16 protein-coding genes are annotated in these 19,651 nt (G+C 63.4%); 15 read left to right on the forward strand and 1 reads right to left on the reverse strand.

Going from position 1 to position 19,651, the window contains the following annotated elements:
• Positions 1-67: 67 nt before the first annotated feature.
• From bamA to ispD, 15 genes are all read left to right on the forward strand, one after another.
• Positions 68-2,428, forward strand: coding sequence for an outer membrane protein assembly factor BamA (gene bamA / locus CC207_RS13660; RefSeq protein ID WP_028690670.1), 2,361 nt, complete (start codon positions 68-70; stop codon positions 2,426-2,428).
• A gap of 44 nt (positions 2,429-2,472) precedes the next feature.
• Positions 2,473-2,976 carry an OmpH family outer membrane protein gene (locus CC207_RS13665; RefSeq protein ID WP_028690669.1) on the forward strand — a complete coding sequence of 168 codons (504 nt, stop codon included), beginning with the start codon at positions 2,473-2,475 and terminating at the stop codon, positions 2,974-2,976.
• Between the two features lies 1 nt (position 2,977).
• Positions 2,978-4,033 (forward strand): UDP-3-O-(3-hydroxymyristoyl)glucosamine N-acyltransferase, encoded by a 1,056-nt coding sequence (gene lpxD / locus CC207_RS13670; RefSeq protein WP_028690668.1) that lies wholly within the window; start codon positions 2,978-2,980, stop codon positions 4,031-4,033.
• A gap of 112 nt (positions 4,034-4,145) precedes the next feature.
• Complete coding sequence (gene fabZ, locus CC207_RS13675) at positions 4,146-4,586, forward strand: 3-hydroxyacyl-ACP dehydratase FabZ (protein WP_003252314.1); 441 nt, start codon at positions 4,146-4,148, stop codon at positions 4,584-4,586.
• Positions 4,583-5,359 carry an acyl-ACP--UDP-N-acetylglucosamine O-acyltransferase gene (lpxA, locus tag CC207_RS13680; RefSeq protein ID WP_028690667.1) on the forward strand — a complete coding sequence of 259 codons (777 nt, stop codon included), beginning with the start codon at positions 4,583-4,585 and terminating at the stop codon, positions 5,357-5,359. Before fabZ ends, lpxA begins: the two co-directional genes overlap by 4 nt.
• A gap of 1 nt (position 5,360) precedes the next feature.
• Positions 5,361-6,488 carry a lipid-A-disaccharide synthase gene (gene lpxB / locus CC207_RS13685; protein WP_028690666.1) on the forward strand — a complete coding sequence of 376 codons (1,128 nt, stop codon included), beginning with the start codon at positions 5,361-5,363 and terminating at the stop codon, positions 6,486-6,488.
• Position 6,489: 1 nt separating this feature from the next.
• Positions 6,490-7,113, forward strand: coding sequence for a ribonuclease HII (gene rnhB, locus CC207_RS13690; protein WP_088852257.1), 624 nt, complete (start codon positions 6,490-6,492; stop codon positions 7,111-7,113).
• 183 nt (positions 7,114-7,296) lie between these two features.
• The gene (dnaE, locus tag CC207_RS13695; protein ID WP_062361385.1) at positions 7,297-10,821 is read left to right on the forward strand and encodes a DNA polymerase III subunit alpha; all 3,525 of its coding nucleotides are present in this window, start codon (positions 7,297-7,299) and stop codon (positions 10,819-10,821) included.
• A 105-nt stretch (positions 10,822-10,926) separates the two neighbouring features.
• Positions 10,927-11,874, forward strand: a complete 948-nt coding sequence (locus CC207_RS13700; protein WP_028690663.1) for an acetyl-CoA carboxylase carboxyltransferase subunit alpha — start codon at positions 10,927-10,929, stop codon at positions 11,872-11,874.
• Positions 11,875-12,031: 157 nt separating this feature from the next.
• Complete coding sequence (gene tilS, locus CC207_RS13705) at positions 12,032-13,315, forward strand: tRNA lysidine(34) synthetase TilS (RefSeq protein ID WP_028690662.1); 1,284 nt, start codon at positions 12,032-12,034, stop codon at positions 13,313-13,315.
• A gap of 270 nt (positions 13,316-13,585) precedes the next feature.
• Positions 13,586-15,214, forward strand: coding sequence for a CTP synthase (locus CC207_RS13710; protein WP_028690661.1), 1,629 nt, complete (start codon positions 13,586-13,588; stop codon positions 15,212-15,214).
• A gap of 3 nt (positions 15,215-15,217) precedes the next feature.
• On the forward strand, positions 15,218-16,063 hold the full coding sequence (gene kdsA / locus CC207_RS13715; RefSeq protein ID WP_028690660.1) for a 3-deoxy-8-phosphooctulonate synthase: 846 nt from the start codon (positions 15,218-15,220) through the stop codon (positions 16,061-16,063).
• Positions 16,064-16,215: 152 nt separating this feature from the next.
• Positions 16,216-17,505: a phosphopyruvate hydratase gene (eno, locus tag CC207_RS13720; protein ID WP_028690659.1), complete on the forward strand. Its 1,290-nt coding sequence runs from the start codon at positions 16,216-16,218 to the stop codon at positions 17,503-17,505.
• A gap of 157 nt (positions 17,506-17,662) precedes the next feature.
• Positions 17,663-17,944, forward strand: a complete 282-nt coding sequence (ftsB, locus tag CC207_RS13725; protein ID WP_011535259.1) for a cell division protein FtsB — start codon at positions 17,663-17,665, stop codon at positions 17,942-17,944.
• Positions 17,941-18,648, forward strand: a complete 708-nt coding sequence (gene ispD / locus CC207_RS13730; protein ID WP_028690658.1) for a 2-C-methyl-D-erythritol 4-phosphate cytidylyltransferase — start codon at positions 17,941-17,943, stop codon at positions 18,646-18,648. The genes ftsB and ispD overlap by 4 nt, the downstream gene beginning before the upstream one ends.
• Here the strand turns inward: ispD and CC207_RS13735 are convergent.
• Positions 18,587-19,555, reverse strand: coding sequence for a LysR substrate-binding domain-containing protein (locus tag CC207_RS13735; protein WP_028690657.1), 969 nt, complete (start codon positions 19,553-19,555; stop codon positions 18,587-18,589). The two genes, ispD and CC207_RS13735, sit on opposite strands and share 62 nt — an antisense overlap.
• Positions 19,556-19,651 lie beyond the last annotated feature (96 nt).

The following is a 19,651-nucleotide window of genomic DNA, read 5'->3' on the forward strand; positions in this document are numbered from 1 at the left end:
TCAATCGCGAAAACCTGCCGCCTTGTCGCGGCAGGTTGTTTATTGCCAGTTGGAATAAAAGGACTTCATGAAACGTCTGCTGCTAACTGCGGTGCTCTCCGCACTGATGATCGCTGAAGTTCACGCCGAGTCCTTCACCATCTCCGATATTCGTGTCAACGGCCTGCAGCGGGTGTCCGCCGGCAGCGTGTTCGGCGCGTTGCCGCTGAACGTCGGTGACCAGGTCGACGACCGCCGTCTGGTCGAATCGACCCGCTCGCTGTTCAAGACCGGCTTCTTCCAGGACATTCAGCTGAACCGCGACGGCAATGTCCTGATCATCAACGTGGTCGAGCGCCCCTCGGTGTCGAGCATCGAGATCGAAGGCAACAAGGCGATCAGCACCGAAGACCTGATGAAGGGCCTGAAGCAGTCGGGCCTGGCCGAAGGTGAAATCTTCCAGCGCGCGACGCTGGAAGGCGTGCGTAACGAACTGCAGCGCCAGTACGTTGCCCAGGGCCGCTACTCCGCCGAGGTCGACGCAGAGGTCGTTCCGCAACCGCGCAACCGCGTCGGCCTGAAGATCAAGATCAACGAAGGCACCGTGGCCGCGATCCAGCACATCAACGTGGTGGGTAACACGGTCTTCGACGACGAGACCCTCGGCCAGTTGTTCGAGCTCAAGACCACCAACTGGCTGTCGTTCTTCAAGAACGACGACAAGTACGCCCGGGAAAAGCTCTCCGGTGACCTGGAGCGGCTGCGTTCCTACTACCTGGACCGCGGCTACATCAACATGGACATCGCGTCCACCCAGGTGTCGATCACCCCGGACAAGAAGCACGTCTACATCACCGTCAACATCAACGAGGGCGAGAAGTACACCGTCCGCGACGTGAAGCTGTCTGGTGACCTGAAAGTGCCGGAAGACCAGGTCAAGTCGCTGCTGCTGGTGCAGCCGGGCCAGGTGTTCTCGCGCAAGGTGATGACCACCACCTCCGACCTCATCACCCGTCGTCTGGGCAACGAAGGCTACACCTTCGCCAACGTCAACGGCGTGCCGCAGCCGAACGACCAGGATCACACCGTCGACATCATGTTCGTCGTCGATCCGGGCAAGCGTGCCTACGTCAACCGCATCAACTATCGCGGCAACACCAAGACCGAAGACGAAGTGCTGCGCCGCGAAATGCGTCAGATGGAAGGTGGCTGGGCTTCGACCTACCTGATCGACCAGTCCAAGACCCGCCTCGAGCGCCTGGGCTTCTTCAAGGAAGTCAACGTCGAGACGCCGCCGGTACCGGGTACCGACGACCAGGTCGACGTCAACTACAGCGTCGAAGAGCAGGCCTCCGGCTCGATCACTGCCAGCGTCGGTTTCGCCCAGAGCGCCGGCCTGATCCTGGGCGGCTCGATCAGCCAGAACAACTTCCTCGGTACTGGTAACAAGGTCTCCATTGGCCTGACCCGCTCCGAGTACCAGACCCGCTACAACTTCGGCTATGTCGATCCCTACTTCACCGCCGATGGCGTGAGCCTGGGCTACAACGCCTTCTACCGCAGCACCGACTACGACGACCTCGACGTCGACGTGGCCAGCTATGCGGTGGACAGCCTCGGTGCCGGTGTCAGCCTCGGCTACCCGATCAGCGAGACCTCGCGCCTGACCTACGGCCTGACCGTGCAGCAGGACAAGATCAAGACCGGCCGTTACACCGTCGATGAGATCTTCAAGTTCCTTCAGGACGAAGGCGACAACTTCCTGAACTTCAAGGCCTCGATCGGCTGGTCCGAGTCGACCCTGAACAAAGGCGTGCTGGCTACCCGTGGTCACTCCCAGAGCCTGACGCTGGAAACCACCGTGCCGGGCAGCGACCTGTCGTTCTACAAGCTCGACTACCGTGGCCAGCTGTTCAAGCCGATCAATAACGACTACACCCTGCGCCTGCACACCGAACTGGGCTATGGTGATGGTTTCGGCTCGACCTCCGGCCTGCCGTTCTATGAAAACTACTATGCGGGCGGCTTCAACTCCGTGCGCGGCTTCAAGGACAGCACCCTGGGCCCACGCAGTACTCCGAGCCGTGGAGCTGCGGTAACCGGCAACCAGGGCACCATCGCCGACCCGGACCAGGATCCGCTGCCGTTCGGTGGTAACGTCCTCGTCCAAGGTGGCGTGGAGCTGCTGTTCCCGCTGCCGTTCGTCAAGGATCAGCGTTCGCTGCGCACGTCCGTGTTCTGGGATGTGGGTAACGTGTTCGACACCAACTGCGGCTCGAAGCCCGATTGCACCAAGGTCGGCTTCTCGGACATGGCCAGCTCGGTCGGTCTGGGCGTGACTTGGATCACCGCGCTGGGCCCGTTGAGCTTCAGCCTGGCGATGCCGATCAAGAAACCGGACGACGCCGACACGCAAGTGTTCCAATTCTCTCTGGGCCAGACCTTCTGAGGTCGGCCCTTGCATAACGACAACGGATTATCCAGGAGTGCATCGTGCGTAAGTTGACCCAACTGGCCTTCGTAGCCGCGGCGCTGGTCGCCACCCCGGCTTTCGCCGAAATGAAAGTTGCCGTGCTGAACTATCAGATGGCTCTGCTGGAATCCGACGCGGCCAAGAAGTACGCCGTTGACGCCGAGAAGAAGTTCGGCCCGCAACTGACCAAGCTCAAGGGCCTGGAAAGCAGCGCCAAGGGTATCCAGGATCGCCTGATCAAGGGCGGCGACAAGATGCCTCAGCCTGAGCGTGAACGCCTGGAGCTCGAGTTCAAGCAAAAAGCCCGCGACTTCCAGTTCCAGTCCAAGGAACTCAACGAAGCCAAGGCCGTGGCCGACCGCGACATGCTCAAGCAGCTCAAGCCGAAGCTCGACGGTGCTGTCGAGGAAGTGATCAAGAAGGGCGGTTTCGACCTGGTTCTGGAGCGTGGCGCGGTCATCGATGTCAAGCCTCAGTACGACATCACCCGTCAGGTCATCGAGCGCATGAACCAAGCCCGTTGATATGACTGTGACCATGACGCTCGGCCAGCTGGCCGAAGCCCTCGGGGCCGAACTCAGAGGCCCCGAGGCGCTGCAGATCACCGGGCTGGCCACCTTGCAGGAGGCCGGTTGCGGGCAGTTGAGCTTCCTGGCCAACAAGCAGTATCGCAAGTTCCTGGACGATTCCTCGGCCAGTGCGGTACTGCTCAAGGCCGAGGACGCCGAAGGTTTTGCCGGCAACGCCTTGATCGTTCCCGACCCTTACCTGGCCTATGCGCGCATTTCGCACCTGTTCGATCCGAAGCCCAAGGCTGTGGCGGGAATCCATCCCAGCGCCGTGGTGGCCGAGGATGCCCAGGTCGATGCCAGCGCCAGCATCGGCCCGTTCGCGGTGATCGAAAGCGGCGCGTGCATCGGCGCCAATGTGACGGTCGGCGCGCACTGCTTCGTCGGTGCCCGCTGTGTCATCGGCGAGGGTGGCTGGCTGGCTGCGCGTGTCACGCTGTATCACGACGTGACCATTGGTAAGCGCGTGGTCATCCAGTCTGGCGCGGTGATCGGTGGCGAGGGCTTCGGCTTTGCCAACGAGAAGGGCATCTGGCGCAAGATCGCGCAGATCGGCGGCGTCACCCTGGGTGATGATGTGGAGATCGGCGTGAACACCGCGGTAGACCGTGGTGCGCTGTCGGACACCCGCATCGGCGATGGCGTCAAGCTCGACAACCAGATCCAGATCGCCCACAACGTGCAGGTCGGCGACCACACGGCGATGGCGGCCTGCGTCGGGATTTCCGGCAGTACCCGCATCGGCAAGCATTGCATGATTGCCGGTGGTGTCGGGATGGTCGGCCACATCGACGTCTGCGACAATGTCTTCGTTTCCGGCATGACCATGGTGACCCGTTCGATTACCGAGCCGGGTGGCTATTCTTCCGGTACGGCCATGCAACCCTTGGCCGAGTGGCGCAAGAGCGCCGCTCGCATTCGCCAGCTGGACGAGATGTCCAAGCGTCTCCAGCAGCTGGAAAAGCGTGTCGACACCGTGACCTCAGGTGGCCAGCCGACATCAGAAGGCTGATACCATTTACTGAGCGAGCGTTACAGTCGCTAGCTGGCTCCTCTTTGGATCTGCAAAAGGAGCGTGTGGTCAGCACCTGCGCTCCCTATTCTTATACAGGCTTCCCCCCGAAATGATGGACATCAACGAGATTCGCGAATACCTGCCTCACCGTTACCCGTTCCTGCTCGTGGACCGAGTGACGGATCTGGACTTCGAGGCTCAAAGCATTCGTGCCTACAAGAATGTCAGCATCAACGAGCCGTTCTTCAATGGCCACTTCCCGGCGCATCCGATCATGCCGGGCGTGCTGATCATCGAGGCGATGGCCCAGGCGGCCGGGATTCTCGGATTCAAGATGCTCGACGCCAAGCCGGCGGACGGCACCCTCTACTACTTCGTCGGCTCCGATAAGCTGCGTTTCCGCCAGCCGGTGCTGCCGGGCGACCAGCTGGTGCTGGAAGCCAAGTTCCTCAGCCGCAAGAGCATGATCTGGAAGTTCGAGTGCCGCGCCCTGGTGGACGGCAAGCCGGTCTGCTCGGCCGAGATCACCTGCGCGGAACGCTCCCTATGAGTTCGATTGACCCACGGGCGATCATCGACCCCTCGGCCAAGTTGGCCGAGGGCGTCGAGGTCGGCCCCTGGTCGATCGTAGGCCCCGATGTGGAAATCGGGGAGGGTACCGTCATCGGTCCGCATGTGGTGCTAAAGGGGCCGACCCGTATCGGCAAGCACAACCGCATCTATCAGTTTTCCTCGATCGGCGAAGACACCCCTGACCTGAAGTACAAGGGTGAGCCGACGCGCCTGGTGATCGGTGACCACAACGTGATCCGCGAGGGTGTCACCATCCACCGCGGCACCGTGCAGGACCGTTCGGAAACCACCCTGGGCGATCACAACCTGATCATGGCCTATGCCCACATCGGCCACGACAGCGTCATCGGCAACCACTGCATCCTGGTCAACAACACCGCGCTGGCGGGCCATGTGCATGTCGGCGACTGGGCCATCCTGTCCGGTTACACGCTGGTGCACCAGTACTGCCATATCGGCGCCCATGCGTTTTCCGGCATGGGCACCGCGATCGGCAAGGACGTACCGGCCTATGTCACCGTGTTCGGCAGCCCGGCCGAGGCGCGCAGCATGAACTTCGAAGGCCTGCGTCGTCGCGGTTTCAGCGACGAAGTGCTGCACGCCCTGCGTCGCGCCTACAAGATCGTCTACCGCCAGGGCCTGACTGTCGAAGAGGCGCTCAAGGAGCTGGATGAGCTGGTCACGCAGTTCCCTGAAGTCGATCTGTTCCGTCAATCGATCGCCAATTCCGCACGCGGCATCACCCGCTGATATGGCCCAGCTCTGCGTGGCGCTGGTCGCCGGCGAGGCCAGCGGGGACATTCTCGGTTCCGGCCTGATGCGCGCTATCAAGGCACGTCATCCCGATGTGCGGTTCATCGGTGTTGGCGGTCCCTTGATGGAAGCCGAGGGCATGACCTCCTACTTTCCGATGGAACGCCTGGCCGTCATGGGCCTGGTCGAGGTGCTCGGGCGCCTGCGCGAGCTGCTCAAGCGGCGCAAGGAACTGATCCACACACTGATCGGCGAAAAGCCCGACGTGTTCATCGGTATCGATGCCCCCGATTTCACCCTCAATATCGAACTCAAGCTGCGTCAGGCCGGAATCAAGACGGTGCATTACGTCAGCCCGTCGGTCTGGGCCTGGCGGCAGAAGCGCGTGCTGAAAATTCGCGAGGGCTGCGACCTGATGCTCACCCTGCTGCCGTTCGAGGCGCGCTTCTATGAAGAGCAGGGCGTGCCGGTGCGTTTCGTTGGCCATCCGCTGGCGGACACGATTCCCCTGGAGGCCGACCGTGGCGCGGCGCGTGCCGAACTGGGCCTGGCCGAAGGCCCGGTGATCGCGTTGATGCCTGGCAGCCGGGGCGGTGAGGTAGGGCGCCTGGGAGCTTTGTTCCTCGATGCCGCCCAGCGCTTGCGCGAGCTGGTGCCCGGCGTGCGCTTCGTGCTGCCGTGCGCGAATGCCGCCCGGCGCGCTCAGGTCGAGCAGATGCTCGAAGGGCGCGAACTGCCACTGACCTTGCTGGATGGCCGCTCGCACCAGGCGCTGGCCGCCTGTGACGCGGTGCTGATCGCCTCCGGCACCGCCACCCTGGAAGCGATGCTGTACAAGCGACCGATGGTGGTGGCCTACCGCTTGGCGCCGCTGACCTACTGGATCCTCAAGCGCATGGTCAAGAGCCCGTACGTGTCGCTGCCCAACCTGCTGGCCCAGCGCCTGCTGGTACCGGAGCTGTTGCAGGACGCCGCTACCAGCGAAGCCCTGGCACAGACCCTGGCGCCGCTGGTCAAGGACGGCTCGCAGCAGACGGACAGCTTCGACCAGATCCACCGCACCTTGCGCCGCGACGCCTCCAATCAGGCGGCCGACGCGGTGCTCGCCCTGTTGAAGGACCGCTGAGATGCAGATGGGACTGGATTTCAACCTGGTTGAAGAGCTGGTAGCCGGCGTCGATGAAGTGGGCCGTGGCCCGCTGTGCGGCGCGGTGGTCACCGCGGCGGTCATTCTCGACCCGCGCCGACCGATCCTCGGCCTGAACGACTCGAAAAAGCTCACCGAGGCCAAGCGCGACGCGCTGTTCGACGAGATCTGCGAGAAGGCGCTGAGTTTCTGCATCGCTCGCGCCGAGGTCGAGGAAATCGACCGACTGAACATCCTCCATGCGACCATGCTGGCCATGCAGCGTGCGGTCGAAGGGTTGCACATCACACCGAAACTGGCGCTGATCGACGGCAACCGTTGCCCGAAGCTTTCGGTACCGGCTGCGCCTGTGGTCAAGGGTGACTCGCAGGTGCCGGCGATCGCCGCTGCATCGATCCTGGCGAAGGTCACCCGCGACCGCGAGATGAGCGCGTTCGAGCTGATCTACCCGGGTTATGGGATCGGCGGGCACAAGGGGTATCCGACTCCAGTGCACCTTGAGGCCCTGGCCCGGCTTGGGCCGACGCCCATTCATCGGCGTTCGTTCGCGCCGGTTCGGGCCGCATGGGAAGCCCGTGAAGGCATTTCCACTTCGCTGATCTGATCGGCGCCACTCATCGCGGGGCAAGCCCGCTCCCACGCCAAGCCTGCACTGGAATCGGCTGCGTGGGAGCGGGCTTGCCCCGCGATGCATTCTGCAACCAACCGCTGACCTCCAGGCGAGGCAAGCGAAGAGCAATACGCTACAATCCCGCCCTTGTCGTTCAGCACTGCTACAGGATCCTCCATGTCGGTCTCCTTCGTTCACCTTCGCGTGCACTCCGAATTCTCCCTGGTCGACGGCCTGGTGCGGATCAAGCCGCTGGCCAAGGCCCTGGCCGGGATGAACATGCCGGCGGTGGCAATTACCGACCAGAGCAACATGTGCTCGCTGGTGAAGTTCTACAAGACCGCCATGGGCGCTGGCATCAAGCCGATCTGCGGCGCCGACCTGTGGCTGGCCGGGGCCGATTCCGAGGCGCCGCTGTCGCGCATCTGCTTCCTGGCCATGAATCCCAAGGGCTATCGCAACCTCACCGAGCTGATCTCCCGAGGCTGGACCGACGGCCAGCGCAACGGCCTGGTGATCATCCAGCGCGACTGGATCGCCCCGGCCAGCGAGGGGCTGATCGCCCTGTCGGCAGGCAAGGAAGGCGATATTGGCGTGGCCCTGATGGCCGGTCGCCAGGACGAAGCCGAAGCCCTGCTCGGCGACTGGATGGGCATGTTCCCGGACCGCTTCTATGTCGAGTTGCAGCGTACCAATCGCGCCGGTGACGAAGAGTACGTGCACGCCGCCGTGGCCCTGGCCGACAAGCTCGGCGCCCCGCTGGTGGCGACCAACGATGTGCGCTTCATCAAGCAGTCGGATTTCGACGCCCACGAGACCCGCGTGTGCATTGGCGAGGGCTGGACCCTCGACGACCCGCGCCGCCCGCGCGGCTACAGTGACCAGCAGTACCTCAAGTCGCCCGAAGAGATGGCCGAGCTGTTCAGCGACCTGCCGGACGCCATCGCCAACACCGTGGAGATCGCCAAGCGCTGCAACATCACCGTGCAGCTGGGCAAATACTTCCTCCCCGATTTCCCGACGCCCAACGGCATGGGCATCGACGACTACCTGCGTCACGTCTCCCACGAAGGCCTGGAGGAGCGCCTGGCGGTGCTTTGGCCGAAAGAGACCACGCCCAATTACGAAGAGAAGCGCCAGGTCTACCTGGACCGCCTGAAGTTCGAGCTGGACATCATCATCCAGATGGGCTTCCCCGGTTACTTCCTGATCGTTATGGACTTCATCAAGTGGGCGAAGAACAACGACGTGCCGGTTGGCCCGGGCCGGGGCTCGGGTGCCGGCTCCCTGGTGGCCTATGTACTGAAGATCACCGACCTCGACCCGCTGGCCTATGACCTGCTGTTCGAGCGCTTCCTGAACCCTGAACGTATTTCCATGCCTGACTTCGACGTCGACTTCTGCATGGATGGCCGTGACCGGGTGATCGACTACGTGGCCGAAGCCTACGGCCGCAACGCGGTGAGCCAGATCATCACCTTCGGCACCATGGCCGCCAAGGCGGTGGTGCGCGACGTGGCGCGGGTGCAAGGCAAGTCCTACGGCCTGGCCGACCGCCTGTCGAAGATGATCCCGTTCGAAGTGGGCATGACCTTGGAGAAGGCCTACGAGCAGGAAGAGATCCTGCGCGACTTCCTCAAGGGTGACGAGGATGCCCGCGAGATCTGGGACATGGCGCTCAAGCTCGAAGGTGTCACCCGCGGTACCGGCAAGCACGCCGGTGGCGTGGTGATCGCGCCGACCAAGCTCACTGACTTCTCACCGATTGCCTGTGACGAAGAGGGCGGCGGCCTGGTGACCCAGTTCGACAAGGACGACGTCGAGGCTGCGGGCCTGGTGAAGTTCGACTTCCTCGGCCTGCGGACCCTGACCATCATCAAGTGGGCGATGGAGATCATCAACCGCGAGCAGGCCAAGAAGAACCTGCCCGACGTCAACATCGACTTCATCCCGCTGGACGACCGCAAGACTTACGAGCTGCTGCAGAAAGCCGAAACCACGGCGGTGTTCCAGCTCGAATCCCGGGGCATGAAGGAGCTGATCAAGAAGCTCAAGCCCGACTGCCTGGAAGACCTCATCGCACTGGTGGCGCTGTTCCGTCCGGGCCCGTTGCAATCGGGCATGGTGGACGACTTCATCAACCGCAAGCACGGCCGAGCGGAACTGGCCTACCCGCACTCCGACTACCAGTACGAAGGTCTGAAACCGGTACTCGCGCCTACCTACGGCATCATCCTGTACCAGGAACAGGTGATGCAGATCGCCCAGGTGATGGCCGGCTACACCCTCGGTGGCGCCGACATGCTGCGCCGGGCCATGGGTAAGAAAAAGCCCGAGGAAATGGCCAAGCAGCGCGGTGGTTTTATCGAAGGCTGCGTGGCCAACAACATCGATGCGGACCTGGCCGGTAACATTTTCGACCTGGTAGAGAAATTCGCCGGCTACGGCTTCAACAAATCCCACTCCGCCGCCTACGGCCTGGTGTCCTACCAGACCGCCTGGCTGAAAACCCACTACCCGGCGCCGTTCATGGCCGCGGTGCTGTCGGCGGATATGCACAACACCGACAAGGTGGTGGTGCTGGTCGAGGAAGTGCGCAGCATGAAGCTGCGCCTGGACGCGCCGGACGTGAACTTCTCGGACTTCAAGTTCACCGTCAACAACGATGGCCGCATCGTCTATGGCCTGGGCGCGATCAAGGGCGTCGGCGAGGGGCCGGTGGAGGCAATCGTCGAGGCCCGCGCCCAGGGCGGCCCGTTCAAGGACCTGTTCGACTTCTGCGAGCGTATCGACCTCAAGCGGGTCAACAAGCGGACCCTCGACGCGCTGATCCGCAGTGGTGCGCTGGACCGCCTGGGGCCGCATTTCCATGACGAGATCAAGGCCTATCAGGCCAACATCGACATCAACCGTGCAACCTTGCTGTCGGCGCTGGGCGAGGCAGTCAAGGCTGCCGAGCAGGCCGCCCATACTGCGGACAGTGGCCACGTCGACCTGTTCGGCGGCATGTTCGACGAGGCGGATGTCGACGTCTACGCCAACCACCGCAAGGTGCGCGAGCTGACGCTCAAGGAACGCCTCAAGGGTGAAAAGGACACCCTTGGCCTGTACCTGACCGGCCACCCGATCGACGAATACGAGACCGAGATCCGCCGCTTCGCCCGCCAGCGCATCGTCGACCTCAAACCGGCCCGCGACACCCAGACCATCGCCGGCATGATCATTGCCCTGCGGGTGATGAAGAACAAAAAGGGTGACAAGATGGGCTTCGTCACCTTGGATGACCGTTCCGGGCGCATCGAGGCCTCGCTGTTCGCCGATGCCTTCATGGGCGCCCAGGCCCTGCTGCAGACCGACGCCATGGTGGTGGTGGAGGGGGAGGTGAGCAACGACGACTTCTCCGGCGGCCTGCGCCTGCGGGTCAAGACCGTGATGACCATGGAGGATGCCCGGACCAAGCTGGCCGAGAGCCTGCGCCTGAAGGTTGGTCACGACGCGCTCAAGGGCGATCGCCTGAAATGGCTGGGCGAGCTGATCACCCGGCACCGTGGTGGTTGCCCGATCACCCTGGAGTACACCGGCAGCGACGCCAAGGCCATGCTGCAGTTTGGCGACCAGTGGTCGATCGACCCGGCCGATGGGCTGATTCAGGCACTGCGTGACCAGTTCGGGCGTGAGAACGTCTTCCTGCAATACCGTTGAAACGACGCATTTTAATCTCGACCTTTATGCGCCTGATCCCTTAAGGTAGGGCGCCAAACGGATCAACCGGCCGGCCGCCTGGCCGTAGACCCAAGACGGAAGCCTATGAACCCGAATTTCCTCGATTTCGAACAGCCGATTGCCGACCTGCAAGCCAAGATCGAAGAGCTGCGCCTGGTGGGCAACGACAACTCGCTGAACATCAGCGATGAAATTGCCCGTCTGCAGGACAAGAGCAGCACCCTGACCGAGAGCATCTTCGGCAACCTGACCAGCTGGCAGATCGCCCGTCTGGCCCGTCACCCGCGCCGCCCGTACACCCTCGATTACATCGACCACATCTTCACCGAGTTCGAGGAGCTGCACGGCGACCGTCACTTTGCCGACGACGCCGCGATCGTCGGTGGCACCGCGCGCCTGAACGACAAGCCGGTCATGGTCATCGGTCACCAGAAGGGCCGTGAGGTGCGTGAAAAGGTACGCCGCAACTTCGGCATGCCGCGCCCTGAAGGCTACCGCAAGGCCTGTCGCCTGATGGAAATGGCTGAGCGTTTCAAGATGCCGATCCTGACCTTCATCGACACCCCGGGTGCCTACCCGGGCATCGACGCCGAAGAGCGCAACCAGAGCGAGGCCATTGCCTGGAACCTGCGCGTGATGGCGCGCCTGAAGACGCCGATCATCGCCACCGTGATTGGTGAGGGTGGTTCCGGCGGCGCACTGGCCATCGGCGTGTGCGACCAGCTGAACATGCTGCAGTACTCCACCTACTCGGTGATCTCGCCGGAAGGTTGCGCCTCGATCCTGTGGAAGACCGCCGACCGCGCGGCCGATGCCGCCGAGGCCATGGGCGTGACCGCCGAGCGCCTGAAGAGCCTGAACATCGTCGACAAGGTCATCCCCGAGCCGCTGGGCGGCGCCCACCGCGATCCGGCGAAGATGGCGGCCAATGTTCGCGCCGATCTGATCGAACAGCTGGACATGCTCGGCAAGCTCGACAACGACGCGCTGCTCAAGCGCCGTTACGATCGCCTGATGAGCTACGGCCTCTGATGGATTCCGGGGGGCCGCTTCGCGGCCCTTTCGCGACACAAGGCCGCTCCCACAGGATTGCGCAGTATTCGAAACTGACGCCATCTTGTGGGAGCGGCCTTGTGTCGCGAAAGGGGCGCAAGGCGCCCCCGGCGATCTCAAGTCCTGTGAGGCCCTGATGCTCAACCTCACCCCCTGGCTCAACGCCCCCGCCTGGTACGTCGCCTTCTCCGGTGGCCTGGACTCCACCGTCCTCCTGCACCAGCTCGCCGACTACACCCGCAACCACCCCGCGCCCCCTCTGCGCGCCATCCATGTCCATCACGGCCTGCAAGCCGCCGCCGATGCCTGGCCCGATCACTGCCGAGCGGTGTGTGCTGCACTGGGTGTCGAACTCGATGTGCTTCCTGTCCAGGTTGCCCCCGGTGCCAGCCTCGAACAGGCGGCCCGCAACGCCCGCTACGACGCCTTCGAAAAACGGCTGGGCCTAGGCGAAGTGCTGTTCACCGGCCAGCACCGTGACGATCAGGCCGAGACCCTGCTGTTTCGCTTGCTGCGCGGCGCCGGCCTGCGTGGCTTGTCCGCCATGCCGCAACAGCGGCCGCTAGGGCAGGGCAGCCTGGTGCGCCCATTGCTGGGGCTGTCGCGCCAGCAACTGCAGACCTACGCCGACATGCACGGGCTGGTATGGGTCGACGACCCTTCCAATAGCGATACAGCCTTTGCCCGCAACTTCCTGCGCGGCGAGGTCTTCCCAATCCTGCGCCAGCGTTGGCCACAGGCCGAAGCCAACCTGGCACGCAGTGCCGAACACCTGGGCGAGGCGATGGGCCTGCTGGACGAACTGGCCGCCAGCGACCTGGCGATCGCCTGCGACAATGCGCCGCTGCCCTGGCTGGAGCTGTATTCGCTCAGCCTCGAGGTGCTCGCCGCGATGTCCCCAGCGCGCCAGCGCAATGCCCTGCAGTTCTGGCTCAGCCAGCGCACCCGCCTGCCCGACAGCCGCCACTGGGCCGGTTGGAACGATCTGCGCGACGCGGCGGCCGATGCCTGCCCGGTCTGGCGCCTGACCGATGGCGAACTGCATCGCAGCCATGGACGTATCTGGTGGCTAAATGGCGTTTGGCTGGCCGCGGTGTCGGGTAATTACCCCTGGCTGGACAGCGGGCAACCGTTGCGCCTGCCGGGTAATGGCAGTGTCCGCCTGATGTCGGCCCCGTTGGGTGAAGGCCTGCACATCCGCTACCGCCAGGGCGGCGAGATCATGCAACTGCCTGGTCGCGGTCGGCGCGATCTCAAGCGCCTGCTCAACGAGCTGCAGGTCCCGCACTTCGTGCGCCCGCGACTGCCGCTGCTGTATCGCGGCGAGCAGTTGCTCGCGGTGGCCAACCTGCCCGAGCTGGCGCAGGCGGATTGTCAGTTGCACTGGCAGCCGCCGACGAACGTGCAAGGTTTGAGCTGAAGGGTACATTCGGGTAGACTACCCTCCCTTCTTGATACAGCTTCTGTGGGTTGCGCAAAATCACAGAGGTTGCCGATTACCAAGCAGTTTTTTGCTGGGCTGATTTCTTAAAATGACGAGCGAGCTCCATGCCGGGGACACCCCTGGTCTGTACAGACGCGGCAGTTTTTCGAGATGCACTGTGATTGACGCAGGTGATCGGGGGCTTCGGCCTTCCTTCGCTTTCTCCGGCGGCCCATGCCGCCTTAACGCAGACTTCTAGGGTTTTTCATGACGCGCTACATATTCGTCACGGGCGGTGTTGTTTCTTCATTGGGGAAAGGCATTGCCTCGGCTTCCCTGGCGGCCATCCTGGAAGCGCGGGGGCTCAAAGTCACCATGCTCAAGCTGGACCCGTACATCAACGTCGACCCGGGCACCATGAGCCCGTTCCAGCACGGTGAAGTATTCGTCACCCACGACGGCGCCGAGACCGACCTTGACCTGGGCCACTACGAGCGGTTCATCCGCACCACGATGACCCAGAACAACAACTTCACCACCGGCCGCATCTACGAGCACGTGCTGCGCAAGGAACGCCGTGGTGATTACCTGGGCGCGACCATCCAGGTCATTCCGCACATCACCGACGAGATCAAGCGCCGCATCATCAAGGGCGCCGGCGATGCCGACGTCGCGCTGGTCGAGATCGGCGGCACCGTGGGCGACATCGAGTCGCAACCGTTCCTCGAGGCGATCCGCCAGCTGCGCGTCGAAGTGGGCTCCAAGCGCGCCATGCTGATGCACCTGACCCTGGTCCCGTACATCGCCACTGCCGGCGAGACCAAGACCAAGCCGACCCAGCACTCGGTCAAGGAGTTGCGCTCCATCGGCCTGCAGCCCGATGTGCTGATCTGCCGCTCCGACCACCCGGTCGATGCCTCGTCGCGTCGCAAGATCGCGCTGTTCACCAACGTCGAAGAACGTGCGGTGATCTCGCTGGAAGACGTCGACACCATCTACAAGATCCCAGGCGTACTGCACGCCCAGGGCCTGGACGACTTCGTCGTCGAGCGCTTCGGCTTGCAGTGCAACAGCGCCGACCTGTCCGAGTGGGACAAGGTCGTCGATGCCAAGCTCAACCCTGAGCAGGAAGTGACCATCGCGATGGTCGGCAAGTACATGGAGCTGCTGGACGCGTACAAGTCGCTGATCGAAGCGATGAGCCACGCCGGCATCACCAACCGCACCAAGGTCAACCTGCGTTACATCGACTCCGAGGACATCGAGAACCAGGGCACCAGCCTGCTCGAAGGCGCCGATGCCATTCTGGTCCCGGGCGGTTTCGGCCTGCGCGGCGTCGAAGGCAAGATCACCGCGGTGCAATATGCCCGTGAGAACAAGGTCCCGTACCTGGGCATCTGCCTGGGCATGCAGGTGGCCGTGATCGAGTTCGCCCGCAACGTGATGGGTTGGAAAGACGCCAACTCCACCGAGTTCGACCGCAACAGCGGCCACCCGGTTGTCGGCCTGATCACCGAATGGGCCGATGCCACCGGCGCGGTCGAGACCCGTACCGAAGCCTCCGACCTGGGCGGCACCATGCGCCTGGGCGCCCAGGACTGTCAGCTGGCGGCCGGCTCCAAGGTTCACGACTGCTACGGCAAGGACGTGATCACCGAGCGCCACCGTCACCGTTACGAAGTCAACAACGTCCTGCTGCCGCAACTGGTTGACGCCGGCCTGGTGGTTTCCGGCCGTTCCGAGGACGGCGCGCTGGTCGAAGTGGTCGAGTCCAAGGACCACCCTTGGTTCGTTGCTTGCCAGTTCCACCCGGAGTTCACCTCGACCCCGCGTGACGGCCACCCGCTGTTCAGCGGCTTCGTCAAGGCGGCCCTGGCACAGAAGAACAAGGCCTGATCCATGACTCAGAAGATCATTCGCGTCGGTAACATCGAGATCGCCAACGACAAGCCGTTCGTCCTGTTCGGCGGCATGAACGTCCTGGAGTCCCGTGACCTGGCCCTGAAGGTCTGCGAGGAGTACGTGCGGGTGACCGAGAAGCTCGGCATCCCGTACGTGTTCAAGGCCAGCTTCGACAAGGCCAACCGTTCGTCGGTCAACTCGTACCGCGGCCCCGGCATGGAAGAAGGCCTGAAGATCTTCGAGGAGATCAAGCAGACCTTCAATGTGCCGGTGATCACCGACGTGCACGAGCCCTACCAGTGCGAGCCGGTGGCCAAGGTGTGCGACATCATCCAGCTGCCGGCCTTCCTGTCGCGCCAGACCGACCTGGTCGTGGCGATGGCCAAGACCGGTGCCGTGATCAACATCAAGAAGGCGCAGTTCCTCGCGCCCCACGAGATGAAGCACATCCTCGCCAAGTGCGTCGAGGCAGGCAACGACCAGCTCATCCTCTGTGAGCGCGGTTCGAGCTTCGGCTACAACAACCTGGTCGTGGACATGCTCGGCTTCGGCATCATGAAGCAGTTCGAGTACCCGGTGTTCTTCGATGTGACCCATTCGTTGCAAACCCCAGGTGGTCGCGCCGACTCCGCAGGCGGCCGCCGCGCCCAGGTCACCGACCTGGCCAAGGCTGGCATGAGCCAGGGCTTGGCGGGCCTGTTCCTCGAGGCCCACCCGGATCCGGACAACGCCAAGTGCGACGGTCCGTGTGCCCTGCGCCTGGATAAGTTGGAGCCGTTCCTGGCCCAGCTCAAGCAACTGGACGACCTGGTGAAAAGTTTTCCGACGGTAGAAACCGCGTAAAGCTCGTTTCTCGGGTAAAGTACCGCCCGTTCCACCCCTGACCTTTCGGTCAGGGGCTCCCTTCGCCAGGCCTGCCCGTGCCATGTCGCCTGGTGAACGGCAAGAATTCCCAAAGCTGCGTTGTTTTCGTCAATTCTGGAGTGCTTACAACAATGGCAAAGATCGTCGACATCAAAGGTCGTGAAGTTCTCGATTCGCGTGGCAACCCCACCGTGGAAGCCGATGTACTGCTCGACAACGGCATCATCGGCAGCGCCTGCGCGCCGTCGGGTGCTTCCACTGGCTCGCGCGAAGCGCTGGAGCTGCGTGATGGCGACAAGAGCCGTTACCTGGGCAAGGGCGTGCTGAAGGCCGTCGGCAACATCAACGGCCCGATCCGTGACCTGCTGCTGGGCAAGGACCCGGCCGACCAGAAAGCCCTGGACCGTGCCATGATCGAGCTGGACGGTACCGAGAACAAGGCCAAGCTGGGCGCCAACGCCATCCTGGCAGTATCCCTGGCCGCCGCCAAGGCCGCCGCTCAGGACCTGGACCTGCCGCTGTACGCCCACATCGCCAACCTCAATGGCACCCCAGGCCAGTACTCCATGCCGGTGCCGATGATGAACATCATCAACGGCGGCGAGCACGCCGACAACAACGTCGACATCCAGGAGTTCATGGTGCAGCCGGTTGGCGCCAAGACCTTCTCCGATGGCCTGCGCATGGGCACCGAGATCTTCCACCACCTCAAGGCTGTACTGAAGGCCCGTGGCCTGAACACCGCCGTCGGTGACGAAGGTGGCTTCGCGCCGAACCTGGCTTCCAACGAAGACGCCCTGGCAGCCATTGCCGAAGCCGTCGAAAAGGCCGGCTACAAGCTGGGCACCGACGTGACCCTGGCCCTGGACTGCGCGGCTTCCGAATTCTATGAAGACGGCAAGTACAACCTGTCCGGTGAAGGCAAGTCGTTCGACGCCGAAGGCTTCGCCGAGTACCTGAAGGGCCTGACCGAGCGTTTCCCGATCATCTCGATCGAAGACGGCCTGGACGAGTCCGACTGGGCCGGTTGGAAGATCCTGACCGACAAGATCGGTGCCAAGGTGCAACTGGTTGGCGACGACCTGTTCGTGACCAACACCAAGATCCTCAAGGAAGGCATCGAGAAGGGCATCGGCAACTCGATCCTGATCAAGTTCAACCAGATCGGCTCGCTGACCGAGACCCTGGAAGCCATCCAGATGGCCAAGGCCGCCGGCTACACCGCGGTGATCTCGCACCGTTCCGGTGAAACCGAGGATTCGACCATCGCCGACCTGGCCGTGGGTACCGCAGCCGGTCAGATCAAGACCGGTTCGCTGTGCCGTTCCGACCGCGTCAGCAAGTACAACCAACTGCTGCGCATCGAAGAGCAACTGGGCGCCAAGGCTGTATATCGCGGCCGTGCCGAGTTTCGCGGCTGAGCAAGAGATGGTAAAAAGGCAGCAGCCGGGGCCGGCTGAACGTTCGTACTGATCGTTCGGTCGTTTCCACGGGTTTCTGTCGACGAAGCCTGGCCTCGGCCAGGCTTCGTGCTATCGGAAGCTCGCTGCGGCGGCCTTTTTTACCCTGGATATCTTCATGCGCAGTCCCTATTGGTTGTTCCTCGTCCTGCTCCTGCTGCTCGGCGGCCTGCAATATCGCCTTTGGGTAGGCAATGGCAGCCTGGCGCAAGTGACCGAACTCAAGCAGCAGATCGCCGACCAGCATGCGGAAAACGAGCGCCTGCTGGAGCGCAATCGCGTGCTCGACGCTGAAGTCCTGGAATTGAAGAAAGGTATGGAGACCGTGGAAGAACGGGCTCGTCATGAACTGGGGATGGTCAAGGAGGGCGAAACCCTCTACCAGCTGCCGCAGAAATGACACATGAACTGCCGGCCTTCTGGGCCGTGATTCCCGCCGCGGGCGTTGGTGCCCGCATGGCTGCCGACCGTCCCAAGCAGTACCTGCAACTGGGCGGGCAGACGATTCTCGAGCACAGCCTCGACTGTTTCCTCGACCATCCCATGCTCAAGGGCGTGGTGGTCAGCATTGCCGAACAAGACCCTTACTGGCCCGGCCTGCGCTGCGCCAGCGATCCACGCATCCAGCGCGCCCCGGGCGGTCGCGAGCGCGCCGATTCGGTGCTCAATGCGCTGTTGCTGCTGCACGCACAGGGTGCATCGGATGACGACTGGGTGCTGGTGCACGACGCCGCGCGGCCGAACCTGGCGCGCAGCGATCTGGACAAATTGCTGTCAGCCCTGGCTGAAGATCCCGTCGGCGGATTGCTCGCCGTTCCCGCCCGGGACACGCTCAAGCGTGCCGACGGCGAGGGCAGGGTGGCGGCCACGGTCGATCGCAGCACCGTCTGGCAGGCGTACACCCCGCAGATGTTCCGCCTTGGCATGCTGCATCGGGCGCTGGCCGAGTGCCTGGTATCCGATGTGGCGGTCACCGACGAGTCGTCGGCCATCGAATGGGCCGGTAATGCGCCGCGCCTGGTCGAAGGGCGCAGCGACAACATCAAGGTGACCCGTCCGGAAGACCTGGAGTGGCTGCGCCAGCGCTGGGCCGGGCGCCGCTGAGCGCCTGCGGGGGAGTGGTGCGATACTCCGGCAACTGTGCCAACCCTTCCTTCAGGTAGTCGACCAACCTGCGCACCTTCGGCGACAGATGCCGTTGCTGTGGATACAACGCCCACACCGCCGTATTCGGCGGCTGATGGCCCTCCAGCAACGACACCAGCGCGCCGCTGTGCAAATGCTCGAGCACGTAGTAGTCCGGCAACTGGCACAGCCCCATGCCTTGCAGCGCCGCGTCCAGCACCGCCTGGCCGCTGTTGCAGCGCCAGTTGCCCTGCACCCGCTGGCTGATCTCGCGTCCCTCCTGCTGCAGCGCCCACAGGTCCGAACTGCCCACCAGGCAGTTGTGCCGCGCCAGCTCCGACAGACTGTGCGGTCGACCATAGCGCTCCAGGTAGGCCGGCGACGCGCACAGGTACATGCGCCGAGGCGCCAGGCGCGTGGCCACCAGCCGCGAATCCTGCAGCCGTCCCAGGCGGATCGCCAGGTCCATGCCTTCGTGCAGCAGGTCGAGGGTACGGTTGCTCAGTTCCACCTCGACCCGCAACTGTGGGTACTGCGCCATGAAGCGTGTCACCAAGGGCACGATGAAGCGTTCGCCATAGGCCACCGCGCAGGTCATGCGCAGCAGGCCCTTGGGCTCGCTGGCCAGGTCGCCCATGGCCCGCAGCGCCTCCTCGCGGCCGTCCTGCAGGCGCTGGCAGTGCTGGAGAAAGGTCTGCCCGGCTTCGCTCAGGGTCACCCGCCGGGTGCTGCGGTACAGCAAACGTGTCTGCAGGCGTTCCTCCAGGCGGGCGATCTGCCGGCTGATGTGCGAGGACGACACCCCAAGTCGTTCGGCGGCGGCGGTGAACTGACCTGATTCGGCCACCGCGACGAACTCGTCGATGCCTTCCCAGCGGCTGCTCATGGATTATCCCTGTGTAGCAATAATGTTTTGTGAGTGGCTGGATTATTCATCAAAAGGCGGTGAATTACACTGCAAGCCAGCAACCCATACCTGTTC

Origin of the sequence: Pseudomonas sp. DrBHI1 (genome assembly GCF_002205115.1) — a bacterium.
Lineage (GTDB): Bacteria > Pseudomonadota > Gammaproteobacteria > Pseudomonadales > Pseudomonadaceae > Aquipseudomonas > Aquipseudomonas mosselii.

Bases quoted from the DNA above. Each gene is read 5' to 3' on its own strand.
- lpxB (WP_028690666.1), top strand. From the start codon at position 5,361: ATGGCCCAGCTCTGCGTGGCGCTGGTCGCCGGCGAGGCCAGCGGGGAC.
- fabZ (WP_003252314.1), top strand. From the start codon at position 4,146: ATGATGGACATCAACGAGATTCGCGAATACCTGCCTCACCGTTACCCG.
- ispD (WP_028690658.1), top strand. From the start codon at position 17,941: ATGACACATGAACTGCCGGCCTTCTGGGCCGTGATTCCCGCCGCGGGC.
- eno (WP_028690659.1), top strand. From the start codon at position 16,216: ATGGCAAAGATCGTCGACATCAAAGGTCGTGAAGTTCTCGATTCGCGT.
- ftsB (WP_011535259.1), top strand. From the start codon at position 17,663: ATGCGCAGTCCCTATTGGTTGTTCCTCGTCCTGCTCCTGCTGCTCGGC.
- kdsA (WP_028690660.1), top strand. From the start codon at position 15,218: ATGACTCAGAAGATCATTCGCGTCGGTAACATCGAGATCGCCAACGAC.
- tilS (WP_028690662.1), top strand. From the start codon at position 12,032: ATGCTCAACCTCACCCCCTGGCTCAACGCCCCCGCCTGGTACGTCGCC.
- rnhB (WP_088852257.1), top strand. From the start codon at position 6,490: ATGCAGATGGGACTGGATTTCAACCTGGTTGAAGAGCTGGTAGCCGGC.
- dnaE (WP_062361385.1), top strand. From the start codon at position 7,297: ATGTCGGTCTCCTTCGTTCACCTTCGCGTGCACTCCGAATTCTCCCTG.
- CC207_RS13700 (WP_028690663.1), top strand. From the start codon at position 10,927: ATGAACCCGAATTTCCTCGATTTCGAACAGCCGATTGCCGACCTGCAA.
- bamA (WP_028690670.1), top strand. From the start codon at position 68: ATGAAACGTCTGCTGCTAACTGCGGTGCTCTCCGCACTGATGATCGCT.
- lpxD (WP_028690668.1), top strand. From the start codon at position 2,978: ATGACTGTGACCATGACGCTCGGCCAGCTGGCCGAAGCCCTCGGGGCC.
- CC207_RS13735 (WP_028690657.1), bottom strand. From the start codon at position 19,555: ATGAGCAGCCGCTGGGAAGGCATCGACGAGTTCGTCGCGGTGGCCGAA.
- CC207_RS13710 (WP_028690661.1), top strand. From the start codon at position 13,586: ATGACGCGCTACATATTCGTCACGGGCGGTGTTGTTTCTTCATTGGGG.
- lpxA (WP_028690667.1), top strand. From the start codon at position 4,583: ATGAGTTCGATTGACCCACGGGCGATCATCGACCCCTCGGCCAAGTTG.